Below are 16,374 nucleotides of genomic sequence, written 5' to 3'. Positions count from 1 at the left end.
CCTTTTAGTTAAAAATTTATAACCTCCGGAACAAGTCCTTCAGTACATCGATGGTGATCGTCTCCTGCCAGTTGTCGCCGATGGCGTGCAGCCACATGTGCGGCAGGTTGTACGACACATGCGCCATTTGGGTGATGGTATCGTCGCTCCAGTCTTTCGACAGGCCCTGCGGCAGGTCGATCTGGTGATAGGCGACCATCTCTTTGAACTCGGCAACGCCCTGCGGATAGTAGTCCTCAAGGTGATTCATGATCAAACAATTGGCATAACAATGCCGGGTTCCCAGAATCTTCGACAGGCCGTAGCTCAGTGCGTGGCAAACGCCCACTTCGGAATACGTCAGGCTTAAGCCGCCCATCATCGACGCCACCATCAGCTTGTCGTCGTTCTCCGGCGTCTGCCCTGAATTTTCGCCCAGGTAGATCTCCCGGCAAAGCTTCATGGACTGTTCGGCAAAGGCGTGCGAGTAGGCATTATTCAACCGGCCATTCTCCGATTCGATGCAGTGGATATAGGTATCCATGCCGGTATAGAACCACCAGTTGCGGGGTACGCTGGCAATGAGTTCAGGGTCGAGCACGATCTGGTTAAATACCGTCCACTCGCACTTCAGGCCCAGCTTTTTAACCGGACCCGTCAATACCGCCGTCATCGACACCTCGGCACCGGTACCCGAAATGGTGGGTACGCCGACGTGGTAAATGCCCGGTTTCTTGATGAGATTCAATCCCTGATACAGGGTCGAAGAACCCTCGTTGGTAAGCATAAGCGACAGAGCTTTGGCAATGTCCATGATGCTGCCGCCACCAATGCCGACTACGCCCGACGGAAGCCCTTTCTTCGCCAGAATTTCGTCGCGAAGCTGGTCGATCTGGTCGGTGGTGGGTTCGTGTTCTTCAACGCTGATGTAATACGTCAGATCTTCGGCATGCGCCGGAACCTGCCCTTCGAGCGGTTTCCCTTTGAAATAATTGTCGACCAGAAACACGAAATAGCCTTCGTTTTCGGTTCGGATGGGGGCGATGATCTCATCGAGTTGCGAGAAGCTCCCCCGACCAAAAACGGTCTTCTCGACCCCTTTGAAATTTTTATGCGTGGTTTGTGTAGCTACCATTGTATCGTTAAGCCGTAGTGGCTGAAAAAATTTACGCTTCGACCAGTGTTGCTTTCCGGATGGCAGCTTCGATGTTCGACGCCAGAGTAGCCACTTCTTCAGACGTCCAGGTGGCCCGGATACCGAACGAAATCAATCGGCCGATGGTCGCCTGTGCATTGGGGATATCGAGGTTTTTATAGTCCTGTGGCGCACCGAATTTTTCGATGGGCAGCGTCGACGCCGTCCGCATTTCTTTGATATGATCCCACTGGTTGATGAAGTGGTACATATTCGTAAACCAGTAGTTGAACCCGCCAATACCGGCTGCATTCATTTCGGCGACAACCCGCTGGGCTGTTTCGGTATCGGGCAGGAGCATGTTCAGGAACGTAGCTGAATCACCATCCGTGTCGGGAATCCGGGCGAACTCCACACCGGGAATCTGACCCAGAGCGGCCATAAGCTGGCTTTTGTGGGCGTTATTGCTTTTAATGATCTCGGGAACCCGGCGCGTTTGCACCAGACCAACAGCCGCGTGAAGCTCACTGATGCGGTAGTTGAACCCCAGGATTGGGTGTTGCTCCATGCCCCGGTTGCTGCCAATATGGTCGTGGCCGTGGTCAGAATAGGAGTCGGCATGTTTGTAGGCAACTTCATCGTTGGTCACCATGATGCCGCCTTCGCCCGCCGTCGCGATCTTGAAAAAGTCGAACGAATAGGCCCCCGTTTTTCCCCACAAACCGGTCGAAACGCCTTTGTAGCTGGCACCCATGGCCTGCCCGGCATCTTCAACCAGCACCAGATTATGTTCGTTGATGACGGCCATGATGGCATCCATATCGGCCATTTGTCCGCACATGTGTACCAGACAAACGCCTTTGGTGTGGGGTGTAATCGCCTTGCGAATGCCTTCGGCACTCAGACAAAGTGTCTCGTTGATATCGGCGAAAACGGGCAGCGCACCGATCATCAAGACGGCTTCGATGGTAGCGATATAGGTAAAGGGCGGCACGATGACTTCATCACCGGCACCGATACCGGCCGCAGCCATGGCACATAAAGCCGCCGTTGACCCGCTCGACACCGCATGGGCGTATTTTGCGCCAACTAATTTGGCTACTTCAGCCTCAAACTCGCGGGCTTTGTAAATATTATTTCGTTGTGCTTCGTGATTATACCGAAACAGGATGCCGGTCTCGAGCACATCGTTGATTTCTGTGCGCTCAGCGGCTCCGAAAAATTCCATTCCTGGCATGACGTAATCCGTTTAGAGGGTCGCCTGGAAACGTACACTTGCCCGGCGACCGTTGATACCGCAAAAGTACGGTTTTTCGAAGGAGTTTTGTGACTTCAATACGGGATTCGCTTTTCCAGCGCCACCCACTCCTGAAAAACAGTCTCGGCTTCGTCGCGCAGGAGTTGGTGCATGGGAATGTGCCGGTGTTCGTGCGGCTTCTCGATTTCTTCGTATATAAACTGATCATCGAAACCAACTTTGGCCGCGTCGGCATGTTGGGAAGCGTAGACAACCCGGCTCGGACGCGCCCAGTAAATGGCCCCCAGACACATCGGGCAGGGTTCGCAGGAAGCGTACAGCGTGCATCCATCCAGCTGAAACGTGCCCAGGTTCCGGCAGGCATCGCGAATGGCGACCACTTCGGCATGGGCCGTGGGATCGTTGGTAGAGGTGACCATGTTGAAGCCCTTCCCCACAACCTCGCCATCGCGAACAATGACGGAGCCGAACGGACCGCCCTGATCGGTCGTCATCCCTTCACGAGCCAGTTGAATGGCCTGGCGTAAAAAAATCTCATCCTGATTTGTCATGATTATTGCTGAATAGTGGTCAGATACTGTACAACGGCTGCCTGTGCCTTTCTATTTTTCAGTAACGCAACCGGAGCCAGTTCGTCCCGTAATTCTTCGTACAGGTTCATGGCTTCGGTCAGGCTCAGGATTAAACTTTTCCGATCCGGTGCGGCAACGGTTTTCAGTAACCGGCCTAAGTCGATTGGGTTGAATGTCGTTTCGGCCCGCCGAACCCCTCTTGGCAGTCCTTTGTGTTTACCATGCAACAACGGTCCCAGCACCATGTTGCGAACAAACGATAGAAAATCCATCGCTTCAAAACATTCACCACGACCAATTTTAAGCGCGGCATAATGCATCCAGACCCAGAAACGATCTTCCGTCCATTGAAAATCGAACGGGGGATAAACTGCCTCCGACTTGTCAATAATTGACGTTAGCTGTTGATCGCGCTCCCATAAAATTACCGGATTCTCGACGCGCTGGTAAAACTCATTGGGCGTCAGAAACTTGATATCAACATGCAGCAGGGGCGATTCATACAAGGCGATCAGCAGGCGCGGCTCACCCACGTGGTCGCCCCGGAACGACGCCAGAAGAGGGCCAAATTTGGACGCATAGGCCTGCATCTGTTCGGTGTCGGGGGCCAGCTTCCTACTGAGCACCAGCACCAGATCCAGGTCGGAGTAGGCGTCCAGTTCACCCGATGCCCAGGAACCGCCCGCTGCCAGACCAACCGCTTCGGGGTCCTGCTGACATACGTTAATGGCAACGTCGATAAACGATTGAAAAGGAGACAAATGGGGAAACATAGGCAGGGGCGTCAGTTGCGATTCGTAAATTATCGGAGAACAGACCCGCATTTTCTTTAGTTCAGCCACCGCTATCGAATGGGAAGCACCAGACCGACACCGTCGGGAGTAGCCGAGAGGAGCAAGCGTTCCTGCTTGTCGCCCCGGTTTTTAAAAATGAAGTAGTTGACCAGATCAAATGCGAACAGGAACCCACCCTGCAACATGATCGATTTTCCGTAACCCCGTAGTTGGTCGGCTTTGTCGGGCTGATTCGTCCCCCGCTCGCGGAGGTAGGCACCACCTACTACATAAGCGACGTCGAGGCCGGTGTTGAGCAACAGAATTTTCTTCATGTTTTCGTGCTGTTTCACCGCGTCGGCCAAGGATTCGGTATCCGTATTTTTCTTCTGCGAGCTTACTAAACCGGCTCCGGCAATACCGAGGTTGACCAGATTCCAGTACACGTTCATTTTGTGAAAATACTTCGTTTCGGCCGAGGTCTGTCCGGCGGCAACGGCTCCAACGGCAATGTTTGCCAAGGCGTAGCTACCGAGGGTAAGACCCAGGGTTTTCTGGTGCCGGATGCGTTGGTCGGTGAAGTTTTGCAATTCGGGCGATGGTGATACACGCTGCGCTGAGGCTCCTCTGCTTAGAAAAAAAGCTCCGGTTGCCAGAAATATTTTCATGATTTGTGCCACAGAGATACACAGAGGAGAACAGAGATTCACAGAGATTTTCTTTAGTCAACGTATATAAGCCAGAAGTTAACCGCGTTGTTTCAGGGCTGCCCTGGCTTCGGGATCATTGACGTTCGTTAGTTCGCGACGATCCGGGATGGTTATAATTTGTACATCGTTCTGCATGAGGAGCTGCCGGGGCGAAACGGCCCCCTCAGTAAACGCCTGGTGGAGAATTAGACCAAAGGCTGGCTCGTAAATGCCCAGTAACGGCTCGGGAGAGTGCCCATCGGAATCATAAAAAACCGTCGCCATTTTGTTCGGGGCACGATTCGCCAGCAGGGCGTCGAGGGACAACCTTGTTACCAAAGGCATGTCGCAGGCCACTACCAGCCAGGCCGCCCATGGGTCAGTCTGAAAGGCCGACAGTATGCCATTCAATGGACTTGTCAGGTCGTAGAGATCGACAATGAGCGGTTGCTGTGTGTCATGGATTTCACGCGCCTGTTCGGCGTTGACCGACCAGTAAACCGTTTTACAATAGGGAATGAGCAACTCGGTGAGGTGTTCGCGCTGGGGTTTGCCGTGATAATCCAGCAGCGACTTATCCTGCCCCATCCGGGTACTTCTGCCCCCGGTAAGGATGAGTCCATTAATCACGACGAAAGTCCCGTTTACCGCCCGTTTTCTCCATCAGCTTGGTCTCTTTGATGATGATGTCGTGCGAAAAGGCTTTGCACATATCATAAATCGTCAGGGCCGCTACCGATGCCCCCACCAGCGCTTCCATCTCGACCCCCGTTTTTCCTTCTGTCGATACCAGACAACTCACAATAACATCGTCGCCATCGGTCGTAATGGTAATCTGGCAATTATCCAGACCGAGCGAATGGCAAAGCGGAATCAGGTCGTCGGTGCGTTTGGCGGCCATGGTCCCGGCAATGATGGCCGTTTGAAACACCGGGCCTTTTTTGGTGGCAATATCGGTCCCGGTAAGGTGCTGCATAATGTCGGGGCCCAAGGTCACAATCGACTCGGCGCGGGCCGTCCGGCGGGTAACCGTCTTGGCTCCCACATCGACCATGGCCGGGTTGCCTTCCGCGTTGAGGTGCGTAAATGAGTTCATAGTTTTTCAAAAACAGATACACAAAGGTAAACGCTCCTGTTCAGGTTTGCTCCGTTGCTGCCGGATAGCCTGCTAAATAGTTCGTTTGTCAGCTGCTGACATTACGCTCGTTATCCGGCCTTTCCCTCACTAGTTTATAACCTACAGTCGGGCTTCTGGTATTACAGGATAATAAAGCCACAGTACAATTATTACATCCTTTACTCAATGAAAAACAGTTTCATGAACAACCTCAAAACACCTTCGGAGTTCAATACTCCCAGGCGTGCATTTCTACGCACAGCCACCGCTGCGGCCGTCACGGGTGGGCTACTGACCGCCTGTTCGACGGCTACCCCCGACATTAGCCCAAATGGCGGACGGCTACCGGGCGATGTGATCACGCTGCCCGGCGGTGACCTCGGCATTCTCAATTATGCCTTCGTACTGGAGCAGATCGAATCCCGTTTCTACGAACTGGTGCTGGCAAATCCCTATTCGGGCATGACCGCTATGGAGATGCAGTTATTTCAGGATCTTCGCAACCACGAAGTAACGCACCGGGCGTTTTACCGGGCCGCTTTAGGCAGCGCCGGTATTCCGGACCTGACCCTGAATTTCAGCGACATCAATTTCCGGGAGCGTACGGATGTACTGGAGGCCTCGCGGAAATTTGCCGAAATCGGAACGGCGGCCTACAACGGGGGCGGCAAGTACCTGACCGACCCCGAAAATCTGGCAGTAGCGGGTAAGATCGTTTCGGTAGAAGCCCGGCACGTGTCCATTATCAGGGAAATCGAGTACATGAATCAATCCGCTTTTTCGGGTGATAACATCGTCATCGAGGGTTTGTTCATTAAACTCGAACCGGCTGAGGTGGTTCCGATCGCTCAGAAATACGTCCTTGAAATTATTGATGCTCACAACCTGCCGTCAGTCGCAGCCTAACCTGTTTCACCGATTATGAATCTACAATCAATTTTTACTGAACTCGAACAGGTTGACGGCGAATTTTTCGACCGGCTGGAGCACGTATCCCGGCGGGGTCTGTTCAGCAGCCTAACCCGTAAAACAGTGGCCGTGGCCGCTCCGGCCATTATGGCATCGGCCTTAACAAAAGCGTACGGACAAAGCAGCCAGTTACCGCAAAACGTGGTGGATGTGTTAAACTTTGCCCTTTTGCTTGAATACCTTGAATCGGAATTTTACGAAATTGGCACCAACACCCCCGGTCTGATTCCCGAACCATATAAACTGGCGTTCGAATACATCCGGCGGCATGAGGAATTACATGTCAAGCTGCTTAAAAAAGTATTAGGCGATAAGGCAATTCCAAAACCAGGCTTCGATTATTCAGCCAAGGGTAATTTCCCCGATACATTTTCTAATTTCCAGACCTTTGCGGCCGTTTCGCAGGCGTTTGAAGATACGGGCGTCCGGGCGTATAAAGGACAGGCTCCAAATCTGATGAACGACAAGCCAATTCTGGAAACCGCCTTGCAGATTCACGCTACGGAAGCTACGCACGCGGCCCGTATCCGCTACCTGCGCGGGCAGAAAGGCTGGATACCGCTAGCCAGTCCGTCAGGATTGCCGCAGGCAGCCGCAGCCGTTTACGCGGGCGATGACAATGTGGTTCAGAAAGGAATTAACCTCGCCAGTTTGCTGGATGGGCAGGTACCGCTGGAAGGCATCACCGAAGCGTTCGATGAGCCGCTCACCCGCGAACAGGTGACCGCTATTGTAGCGCCGTTCCTGGCGTAAAATGCGCCTTAACATATAGTTCTAAATGAAGCCGTCGGTCATTTAAACGATGTACCGGCGGCTTCATTCGTTGTATACTCGTCAGGTTAAAATTATGGCGCGATCAGCCCCCTTTGGGCATAGTCTTTGACTATGTCCCGGCGTTTTCCGGTCTCCGACCGGCGTTTCAGTCTTGGCGAGCCGACCGGTCAGAGACCGGATAACACTCGGACATAGTCAAAGACTATGCCCAACGTTCCCACCTAGAATTCGGAATGACTCATAATTATTGCGTACCATCCCTGTGCGGAGCGTTTGTAGGATGGCGTGTTTTGGGCGTAACTTGTCGTGACATTTTCGCCTTTACCGCTTATGATTTCCGTTGCCGACGCCTTTGCCATCACTCAACAACATCTGTTAACGCTCCCTGTTGAAACAGTACCTTTACCACTCGCCAACGGCCGGGTGCTCCGCGAGGCCGTCCGGGCCGACCGCGATTTCCCGCCGTTCGACCGGGTAGCGATGGATGGTATTGCCATTCGATTTGCCGATTATTCGGCAGGGCAACGCACGTTTACGGTGGCAGGTATCCAACGCGCCGGTCAGCCGCAGCTAACGCTGACCGAGGCCAATTGCTGTCTGGAAATCATGACCGGAGCCATGCTGTCTTTGGGTGCCGACACCGTTGTTCGCTACGAAGACGTGACCATTGCGGATGGCCAGGCGACGATCACGATTGATGATGTACAGCCAGGTCAGCATGTTCATCCCCAGGCAACGGACCGGCGGGCGGGCGACGAACTGCTCTCAGTGGGTATGCGGCTTGGGCCACCTGAACTGGCGGTGGCGGCATCCGTCGGGCAAATAACGGTACGCGTAACGGCCCTGCCCCGGGTGGCGCTCATCTCTACCGGCGATGAACTGGTCGACATTGCCGATACGCCCCTGCCCTACCAAATTCGCCGGTCGAATACCTACATGCTCCGGGCGGCTCTCGCTTCGCTGGGCATCGACGCTTCGCTGCACCACATTATTGATGACGAAACTATTCTGGCCGACCAAATCGCCGGTCTTCTGGCGGCTAATGACGTGCTGATCTTAAGCGGGGGCGTCTCCGCCGGAAAGGCTGACTTTGTACCGGCGGTTCTGGCACAACTGGGCGTTCAGAAGCACTTTCACAAGATTGAGCAACGGCCGGGAAAACCGCTCTGGTTTGGCTCGACCCCGACGAAAACCATCTTTGCGCTGCCCGGCAACCCGGTGTCGACGGTGTTGTGTGCGTATCGGTATGTGCTGCCATACCTGCGAACATCCCTTGGATTACCGGCGCAGGCAACCCGCTATGCTCAACTGGCCGAACGGGTTGTGTTTAAACCGAGCATCACCTACTTCCTACCCGTTCGACTGACGTCCGAGCCCGACGGACGCACGCTGGCCCATCCCCTGCCCGGCTCCGGCTCGGCCGATTTTGCCAACCTGCTGGCCGCCGACGCCTTCATGGAACTCCCTGCCGACCGCTCTGAATTTGGCGCAGGGGAAGCGTTTCAACTTTGGTCAACGCGGTAATTTATTGGACACAGAGATGGTCCGCCATTGCGGCACGGAGAACACAGAGAATAAATGGAACCTGTTTAAACTTTCCTAGAAAATAGAAAGGTGACTTAGAGGCTGTAATACCGACCGTCCCGGTCGGGCGTAATCTAATCGCTTCTCACCCGACCGGGACGGTCGGTATTACAGCCTCGAAGCCACCATTTTTGATAAAATAAAAAGTTTAAACAGATTCATGATTAAAAAATCAATCCATTAATCTCTGTGCTCTCCGTGCCTCTGTGTTCATTCTAATTTTACTTGCTGAAGAACAGGAATACGCTCAGAAAAGCCAGGATAGACGTGACAAAGCCGAACATGAAAACGGTGTAAGCAACGCGCAGGAGTTTATATTTTTTCGCAAGCACGAGCCCTAAATAGTAAATGTCACGGGTCATGGTGCCGTAAAGGTACTGGCTATCCTGCATGAGCTCCTGGATTCCCCATTCGTATTCGCCAAGGTTCATGCGGTGGAAATTACCGAAAAACAACAGGTTACCTTTCTTCTGCAAAATATCTTCGTGGCTGAAGGTGCCCTGCGTGACGTTGGGGCGGGTGGCCAGAATGGCGAAAACGATTGTCAGGACAGATGTAGTCAGGAACAGGGCCGTCGGCATCATCAGGTTAGGATTTTCCTCGATCCGGCGCGGGAGAATAGACACCAGAATGGACACCATGATCGAGTTCACCGAAATCATGATGTTGGCTTTGCTGTCCGCAATTTCGCTCAGCCGTAAATGATTGGACGACGTTGTCCGAAACATCGTTTCAACGCCCCGGTCGGATTTACCGTCTTTGTTCTTTTTCTTCTCCGTTTGTTGAGCTGGCTCTACGGACGCTGGGGCTGAACTTACGGCTGGTTCGGGGGCCGCACTTGCTACGGCGGCTGTTTCCGGCTTGCTGTCGCTGTTCTTTTCAGCCTGCTTTTCCTTTAACCGGCGCAGATTATTCGCCCGCCCTTCTTCCAGATGGTTTCGGGCGTATTTGGTGAAATATTGATGCGTTTCGAGCAGCGCAATGTTCTTTTGCCGCCAGTCGCTTCCCGAAATAGCCACGCCCGTCAGGTTTTCTTTTTCCTTCCGAAGCAATTTCTGTTTGTCTTTGTAATCGTCGCTGGCCAGGTGGTACATGTCGGCATCGCAAAGGATTTCTTCGAGCCGATTTCGTGGCGATTGCGGCAGTTTGGTGGCAAGTATACAGCCTTTCACCTGCTCGATGACGCCGATGGATACGCCCAGTTCCGTCAGAAAGTCGCTTGCAAGCGATGCGCTTCGTTCCTCATGATCCTCGGGCGGGCCGCTCAGGTACCCGATATCGTGAAACCAGGCAGCCGCCAGAACGACCAGTTCCTGGGTTTCATCCAGTTTATAATGGTTGGCCAGTTGTTCCGCTGCGTGAACAACGCCCTGGGTGTGGGCAAGGGTATGATACGTCAGATCGGGCCGGGAGTGATCACTGAACTCAGTCACAACGTGGGCCTCAATCTGGGGTATTAGTTTAGCAGTCATAATCGAACGGTTACTATTAGAATCGGAAACCCAGCGACACATAGGGCAATGCCCCCTCTTTCGAAAACCCAACGGAGGCTGTTACCAGCAACAGGCTGGCGGGTGTTACGTACAAGCCCCCTCCATAGCCATTGTGCCACTTGGTAGACGTTTCGCCCGTGAGCCATACCCGTCCAATATCGTTAAACGCCAGTAAACCTACACTGCCCGGAAACAAAAACGACTGAAAATCGAACAGTTTCAACCGGGCTTCGAGGTTGTAATAAAACAGATTATTACCAGCAAACCGATACGTTCGAAAACCCCGCAGATTATCCTGTCCGCCCAGGTAAAGTAACTGATAAAACGCGGGATCACCGTACGTCAGCCCACCGCCAACCCGGTTGACAAGGACGAAATTAGCAGACTGACTGAAACTGGTATAGACCGCCAGTTCCGATCGCAGTTGGGTAAAGTGATTTGCCTCTTCACTAAATCCCTGCATACCCAGCCAGGTCGTGTTCCAGTAAAACCCTCTGGATGGCTGAACGGGTCTGTTTCGATTGTCGATCTGTAACCCGGCCTGTAAGCCTCCGTAACTTTCCCGACGCAGAAACCTTTCTGATTCAGGCAGTTGCTTAACATAGGTTTCAATAAAGCGACCTTTGTTCTCATCCGTATCTAAACTAAACTGCTGAAAAACCGGCCCCACCGACACCTGCGTGTGGGCACCAATATCCCGTTTCAGCAACAGAGCCAGATTGATGAGGTTGTAGCGAGTCCGGTAGTAGCGAATTCGGCGTTCTTTCTCGAAAACGGTTTCATTGCCGGGGCCAAAAAAGTTGGTCACGTTATCGGGCGCTTTGATCGACGCATTGATCCACAGGTCATTCTTACCAATGGCATCGGTAAAGATCCCGTCGTACTTAATCGAAACCGCTTCGGTAGCCAGCGCCCGGCTGATCATCAGGCGGTTCATCGACGCGTAGGGCGTTTTCCGAAAACCCTGTTTTATCCATTGACCGCCCACGCCCAGCAACAATCCATCATCCAAATTATAGCCGATGGTTGCCAGAGGCAACAGCCGGTCGTATTTGAACACGTGGGGATCATAGGCGTTGACCGCTTTATCGGTCGATAGATGCAAATGGGCCAGATGGGGAGCCGGAAGTATGTTCGCTTCCGTACTCAGATCATAAATAAGTGGCTTGCCCGGATGCCCGGTCACCACAAACGTATCCTCCCCTTTTCCGCCAATGAGCCGCACCGTAATGTCGGCTGGTTCGGGGCCGCTCACCTCAAACCGGTCGTCGCCTTTTTGTCCGTACAGGCGAATCTCGCGAGTAATGGATGCATCGAACGCACGGCTGTACATCCGTGGCCCTACCGAACCGTCTTTGGTTAGCTTGAACACCGATACTACCAACTGATCGTCGTTGATGTGCTGCACCCGAAACAGCTCTTTCTTGTCCGAACCGGGAATATCGACCGCTTTGGCCAGAAACCGGTAATACTCCAGCGCCTTTTCGAGCAGCCATCCCCGCCGGACTTTAAGCGTTTCCAGAATTCGATTTCCGGATTCATGTCGAATGGTATCGGGAAGCTGGTTGATGGCCCGCTGCAATACATCGTCCGTCAGCGAATCGCGCAGATCAGTTATTTCGGCAATCCAGTCCTGGGCACTAAGTTCGTGCATGAAGAGCCGGTCGAAGAACCGTCCGTTGTTCATAAACCCGTTTACATTGCCCAGTTTGGTCGTGAATCCCTGAAATTTAGGTTGTATCCACGGCACCGAGGCAATGGCCGGGAATAGCCCACCCGCCCGAAAAAACACCTGATCGCGGTCGCGGGGAATCGGGTAATAGACTTTACCACCGGCGGTTTTCCGGCTCCCCCAGCGCCACTGGTCCTCATGCCGATCCCAGTCGCCAATGAACAGATCGAGCATTCGGGCGCGCAGGACAGCACGCTGGTCGACGCGGTCGTCATTATCTTTTTCGAGCGCTTCGAGGAGTTTTATCGTGCTGATGGATTTGCCATCGCCGGGGTTTCGTTCTTCGAACAGGCAAACGGTCTTCCCAAAATCGGCCTGGTAGATGCCCAGCGCCGGATCATCGGGCACATATACGAGTATCGGATTGGCATGGGGTATGCCGGTGGCTTTCGCCAGCGTGGGCACAACGAGTGGCGCAAACGGGTTACCGGCCGAAATCTCATCCTGCAACACGTCTTTGGCAATGGTTTCGCGCAGGGCAGCGGGCAGCGCTCCCGCCGGGTCTTTCTGGATACTCCGCAACACCCATTCTTTGCCACTGGCATCCTCGAGTCGCAGGGATTTTGTCTGCTGTCCGCCACCACGCTGCAAAATTTTGAAGCCGCCGTTGGTATGGGTCAGGTCAAAAACGGGCAATTTGACGGTGGTGGCCCATTCTTTTCGGTAATTGGTACCAAATAGTAATCGATGAATTGCCCCCACGCTATCGTAGGCCGGAGCAATGGCGACTTGTACGCTATCCGGCCAGGTTGGCGCTTTTGCCTTTACCGCTACGGAGTCGCCCGAGGGTGGTACGGTGAACAGTGTAGCGGCATGAACTTCGGTAGCCTTGGCGGCTTCATCGACGGTATAAAACGTAGCTTTCAGCGTCCCGTTGGTTAGTTCGTCGAGTACGACATAGCCCCATTCGCCACTCACGAACCGGGCCAGTGCTCCGTTTTTCACCCGCTCGCGGTTGATGCCCGAACCACTCACAATGTAGTTGCGGGAACCGTCCACAATATGCTGGATAGCGTGGTCATGGCCGGAGACAAACACCACATTGGGCGCTGGTGCCATGGCTTTTTCCATCACCTGAACCATGTGCTTGTAGGTCGGATTCGGCAAATCCTGAATGTTGCCGAACACCCCGCGCACCAGCGGGTAAATAGAGCCAATAACCGGTAGCGGGATGTACAGCTTTGACGAAAACTCCGTCAGCGGAAAAATATGCTGCTTGAGGGTATAGTAACCGCCGTGAATCCCGTAGCTCCGAAAAGGATGGTGGGTCGCCACGATAATGGCCTTGCCCTTGTTCCGATACGCTATATCCGACAGCCGGGCAATGACTTCATCCTGATTTTTGCAGCTACAATCTGAGTCGGCACCCGGCTTTGCGTACGGATGGAGCCACCACTGCGTATCCATAATGACCAGCACAAGGCTGGCGTTCAGTTGAATCTCTTCCGGGCCGGGGCACCCATCGGCCGGAAGCAATTGAATATTTGGTGCCTTTAGACTGTCGATCCACTTCCCCTGCCGGACAATCCGCTCCCAGCCATCGGAACGACCTTTGCCCCAGTCATGATTGCCGGGAATCAGCAGAACCCTCGACGTATTGGACTGACCAGCTTTCCCCGGCAGGCCGGGGCTCACCTGATACCGCAGAATGGCGGCCAGTGAATCGTGATCGGGGCTGCTTTCGTCGGATAGCCCATGCGGATAAACGTTATCGCCGAGGTAGAGCAGCGTTGTGCGCGAATTGCGGAAGTCATACCGTGCCCGTACCGCATCGACAACCGGGTTTTTACCGTTTCGCAGGCGACCGGCATCCCCAATAAGAATGACCCGGTGCCGAATGGAATCCGCCGGAACCGACTGCCCCAAAACCGTTGTCAGGCTGCCGATAAAACTAACTAATCCAATGAGCCAATACCGTACCGTTCCCGTGTGTTTCATGATTGGGCGGAGTTGGTGTAGTTGATACGAACACGCAAGGCCTTAAGGTGAACAACGCCCTGTAGTGGTTCGAGGTCAAGGTATTCCAGATCGGGCAGCAGTGCGCCACTGGCCTGCATATCCGCAATAAATGGCAGATAATCCGTCACTTCCGATAGATGACTGTACACTATGGCAATCGTATTAGGTTGGGTAAGTCGCTCCTGCGTCCCTTCGATATACGCTTTGTCAATCCGTTTTTTCAGCACCTCATACCGGATACTGTACGACCCTTCCACGTCGAATCGGCGCTCATCCTGCCGGAAACTAATGTCGACGGGCTGGGCATAGGCCAGGATCAACTGGGTCGTTTGCAGGGGAAGCGGCAAGCCGGAGAGGAGCCGGTGCGTGAGGTGGGCCACCTCCACCATAGACGATAACTGCCACTGCAACAGGCGCAGCCGGATACCGGGCGTAAACGGATTGTCGGGGGCGATGGACTGCCCGAGGTAGATCGAGTATTCGGTGCCATCTGTCCGATAACGCTCAAAGTAATGCGGATAAATCGTCTGGAGTTTCTTCTCTTCCTCGTCGATGTATTCGTTTATGGCGGCATTGAGCCAGTCCATGCTTCGTTCGTAGCGTTTCAGCGACTGGCTAAATAGTCCCGTAACGGGGTCTGTCTGGGCAAAATACGCTTGAATTTGCCCTTCCAGCAGAGGCTGGTACGGGAGCAGATACCGAAAATAAGGATTCACCTCGTCGGTCAGGAAAAGGGCTACCTCCTGTTCATCTTCCGGCAGCAGGCCAGCCATGAGTTTGTATCGGCATTCGAAGTTTTCGTCCCTGAGTTTTTCGGGACGTGATCCGTTCGACGGAAACTCGGGGAGCGAAAAAATAGCTTCTACGGCGGATACCTGCCGGGCCAGATCCTGCTGAACCGCCGTGTGCCGCTCCACCGATGAGTTGCGAATATCGACCGCCCCATAGAGCGGATACACGGCCGGGAACCGTACCGGAATGGGCTCACCCAAACCGCTTCCCCGCTGATCCTGATTGAGATGCGACCAGGCCGCTTCGTAAAATTTCCACTCGACGGCGGGTTGCAGGGACGTAAATTTTTTTCGTATAAGTTGCTCCAGATTAGTACTAAACTGATTGAGTTGATAGCGCAGTAACTCCTGAATCAGGGGGAGAATACGCTCGATTTTTGTTAGCATATCCTCATTCAGGGCAAAGGGCCGCGGGCTTCCCATCTCCAGAATGCCCAGCACTTCATTGGCCGTCCCGATTGGGTACAGCATAAAACTTCGGATGCCTTTCCCAGCCAGAGCCTCCTGTACCGGCTCCGGCAATCCCCCCAGATCGGGAAACAGGTAAGGCACCGAACTTCCAGTTAGTTTCCGGACCATGGCCTGCGCCATCGGATTTTTGTAATCCATGCCCGATGCACCGGCGTATTGCAGAAAAATACTGCGGTTTTTGCTGTTGGGCGGGTACACGAAATGGCCATTTACCTGCGGCATGGGGATAATACCGATCTGAAGGTCGGGCTGGCCGCAAAGATTCCGGAGGGCCGACTCAAACCGATGATAGATCATGGGTTCGGTGTCGGAATGCAGGTGAACAAATACATCCTGCAACTGCTTGATGGTTTCGGTCTCGGTTACATCTTCCAGTTGAAAAAAAGAGAAACCTTCAAACGTAAACTGCTCCAGCGGTAATGCGGCTTCGCCGGTGGGCAACTCGCCCAGGCCTTTTGCAAAGTCAACCCAACCCAGTTGAAGGGAGGGTAGCACTTGCCCTGGCTTTGGCTGAACAAAGGAGTTATTGATATCGAGCCGGTAAAACTTCGTTACACCGTTCAACTTTTTCTGAAATTGAAACGAAGGCCCGATGATGTGGTCGAATGGAACAGCATAACATTTTTCCAGTATCATCTGGTAAGCCAGCCGCTGCCGATTCAATAGCTGAATCTGATCCGGCAAGTCCAGTAGAAAATCAGGGTGTTGGCAGATAAGCTCCTCAAACGCCGATGAATAATGAAATAACGTTAACGGAACCGGGATACCAAACGCATAGAAAACCTCCCGTCTGGTATGGTTCAAGGGCAACACGGCCAGCGTTGCCAATTGAAAAAGTTCTTTCAGGCGGTTTTCGTCAATAGGCTCTTTTTGGTCTTCTGACCGAACAATCGTGGCGGTAAACTGATCAATCAGATAGGTGTATAACTGACGAAGGCCATCCGTGGTGGCGAGGGTACGCTGGTCTTCCAGAAAGCGAACAAAGGGTTTGAACGATAACTGAAAGCGTAAGATTAACCCATCTAATCGAGGAAGAGTAAAGAGTGTTTCCATAAAAAATCAATCGTTTGGGGAGAGG

13 protein-coding genes are annotated in these 16,374 nt (G+C 53.4%); 3 read left to right on the top strand and 10 right to left on the bottom strand.

Annotated features, from left to right (window positions below; all coding sequences use genetic code 11):
- Positions 1 to 16: 16 nt before the first annotated feature.
- The 7 genes from CRO74_RS04540 to moaC form a co-directional block, all read right to left on the bottom strand.
- Complete coding sequence (locus tag CRO74_RS04540) at positions 17 to 1,114, bottom strand: iron-containing alcohol dehydrogenase family protein (RefSeq protein ID WP_097124812.1); 1,098 nt, start codon at positions 1,112 to 1,114, stop codon at positions 17 to 19.
- A 31-nt stretch (positions 1,115 to 1,145) separates the two neighbouring features.
- Positions 1,146 to 2,351, bottom strand: coding sequence for a DegT/DnrJ/EryC1/StrS family aminotransferase (locus tag CRO74_RS04535; protein ID WP_245877758.1), 1,206 nt, complete (start codon positions 2,349 to 2,351; stop codon positions 1,146 to 1,148).
- Positions 2,352 to 2,446: 95 nt separating this feature from the next.
- On the bottom strand, positions 2,447 to 2,923 hold the full coding sequence (locus CRO74_RS04530; RefSeq protein WP_097124810.1) for a nucleoside deaminase: 477 nt from the start codon (positions 2,921 to 2,923) through the stop codon (positions 2,447 to 2,449).
- A 2-nt stretch (positions 2,924 to 2,925) separates the two neighbouring features.
- A complete protein-coding gene (locus CRO74_RS04525; RefSeq protein WP_097126010.1) occupies positions 2,926 to 3,717 on the bottom strand; it encodes a nucleotidyltransferase domain-containing protein in 792 nt (263 codons plus the stop codon).
- Between the two features lie 71 nt (positions 3,718 to 3,788).
- A complete protein-coding gene (locus CRO74_RS04520; RefSeq protein WP_097124809.1) occupies positions 3,789 to 4,385 on the bottom strand; it encodes a DUF6992 family protein in 597 nt (198 codons plus the stop codon).
- Between the two features lie 78 nt (positions 4,386 to 4,463).
- The gene (locus CRO74_RS04515; protein WP_097124808.1) at positions 4,464 to 5,036 is read right to left on the bottom strand and encodes an NTP transferase domain-containing protein; all 573 of its coding nucleotides are present in this window, start codon (positions 5,034 to 5,036) and stop codon (positions 4,464 to 4,466) included.
- Entirely contained in the window at positions 5,029 to 5,502 is a 474-nt protein-coding gene (moaC, locus tag CRO74_RS04510; protein WP_097124807.1) for a cyclic pyranopterin monophosphate synthase MoaC, read from the bottom strand. Before moaC ends, CRO74_RS04515 begins: the two co-directional genes overlap by 8 nt.
- 207 nt (positions 5,503 to 5,709) lie before the next feature.
- On the opposite strand from moaC, the gene CRO74_RS04505 reads away from it, so the two are divergent.
- The 3 genes from CRO74_RS04505 to CRO74_RS04495 all read left to right on the top strand — a co-directional run bounded on the left by CRO74_RS04505 (position 5,710) and on the right by CRO74_RS04495 (position 8,790).
- Complete coding sequence (locus CRO74_RS04505) at positions 5,710 to 6,429, top strand: ferritin-like domain-containing protein (RefSeq protein ID WP_097124806.1); 720 nt, start codon at positions 5,710 to 5,712, stop codon at positions 6,427 to 6,429.
- A 15-nt stretch (positions 6,430 to 6,444) separates the two neighbouring features.
- Positions 6,445 to 7,245: a ferritin-like domain-containing protein gene (locus tag CRO74_RS04500; protein WP_097124805.1), complete on the top strand. Its 801-nt coding sequence runs from the start codon at positions 6,445 to 6,447 to the stop codon at positions 7,243 to 7,245.
- 351 nt (positions 7,246 to 7,596) lie between these two features.
- On the top strand, positions 7,597 to 8,790 hold the full coding sequence (locus CRO74_RS04495) for a molybdopterin molybdotransferase MoeA (protein WP_097124804.1): 1,194 nt from the start codon (positions 7,597 to 7,599) through the stop codon (positions 8,788 to 8,790).
- Between the two features lie 281 nt (positions 8,791 to 9,071).
- On the opposite strand, the gene CRO74_RS04490 is transcribed toward CRO74_RS04495, so the two are convergent.
- The 3 genes from CRO74_RS04490 to CRO74_RS04480 are packed head-to-tail and all read right to left on the bottom strand — an operon-like array spanning position 9,072 to position 16,349.
- Positions 9,072 to 10,322 (bottom strand): Pycsar system effector family protein, encoded by a 1,251-nt coding sequence (locus CRO74_RS04490; protein ID WP_097124803.1) that lies wholly within the window; start codon positions 10,320 to 10,322, stop codon positions 9,072 to 9,074.
- Positions 10,323 to 10,338: 16 nt separating this feature from the next.
- Positions 10,339 to 14,013, bottom strand: a complete 3,675-nt coding sequence (locus tag CRO74_RS04485; RefSeq protein ID WP_245877757.1) for a BamA/TamA family outer membrane protein — start codon at positions 14,011 to 14,013, stop codon at positions 10,339 to 10,341.
- Complete coding sequence (locus CRO74_RS04480) at positions 14,010 to 16,349, bottom strand: GAF domain-containing protein (protein ID WP_097124801.1); 2,340 nt, start codon at positions 16,347 to 16,349, stop codon at positions 14,010 to 14,012. Before CRO74_RS04480 ends, CRO74_RS04485 begins: the two co-directional genes overlap by 4 nt.
- Positions 16,350 to 16,374 lie beyond the last annotated feature (25 nt).

It is taken from the genome of Spirosoma fluviale, from assembly GCF_900230225.1.
Taxonomy (GTDB): Bacteria; Bacteroidota; Bacteroidia; order Cytophagales; family Spirosomataceae; genus Spirosoma; species Spirosoma fluviale.
The sequence above is the reverse complement of the archived record's forward strand: the minus strand, read 5'-3'. Positions and strand labels throughout refer to the sequence as shown.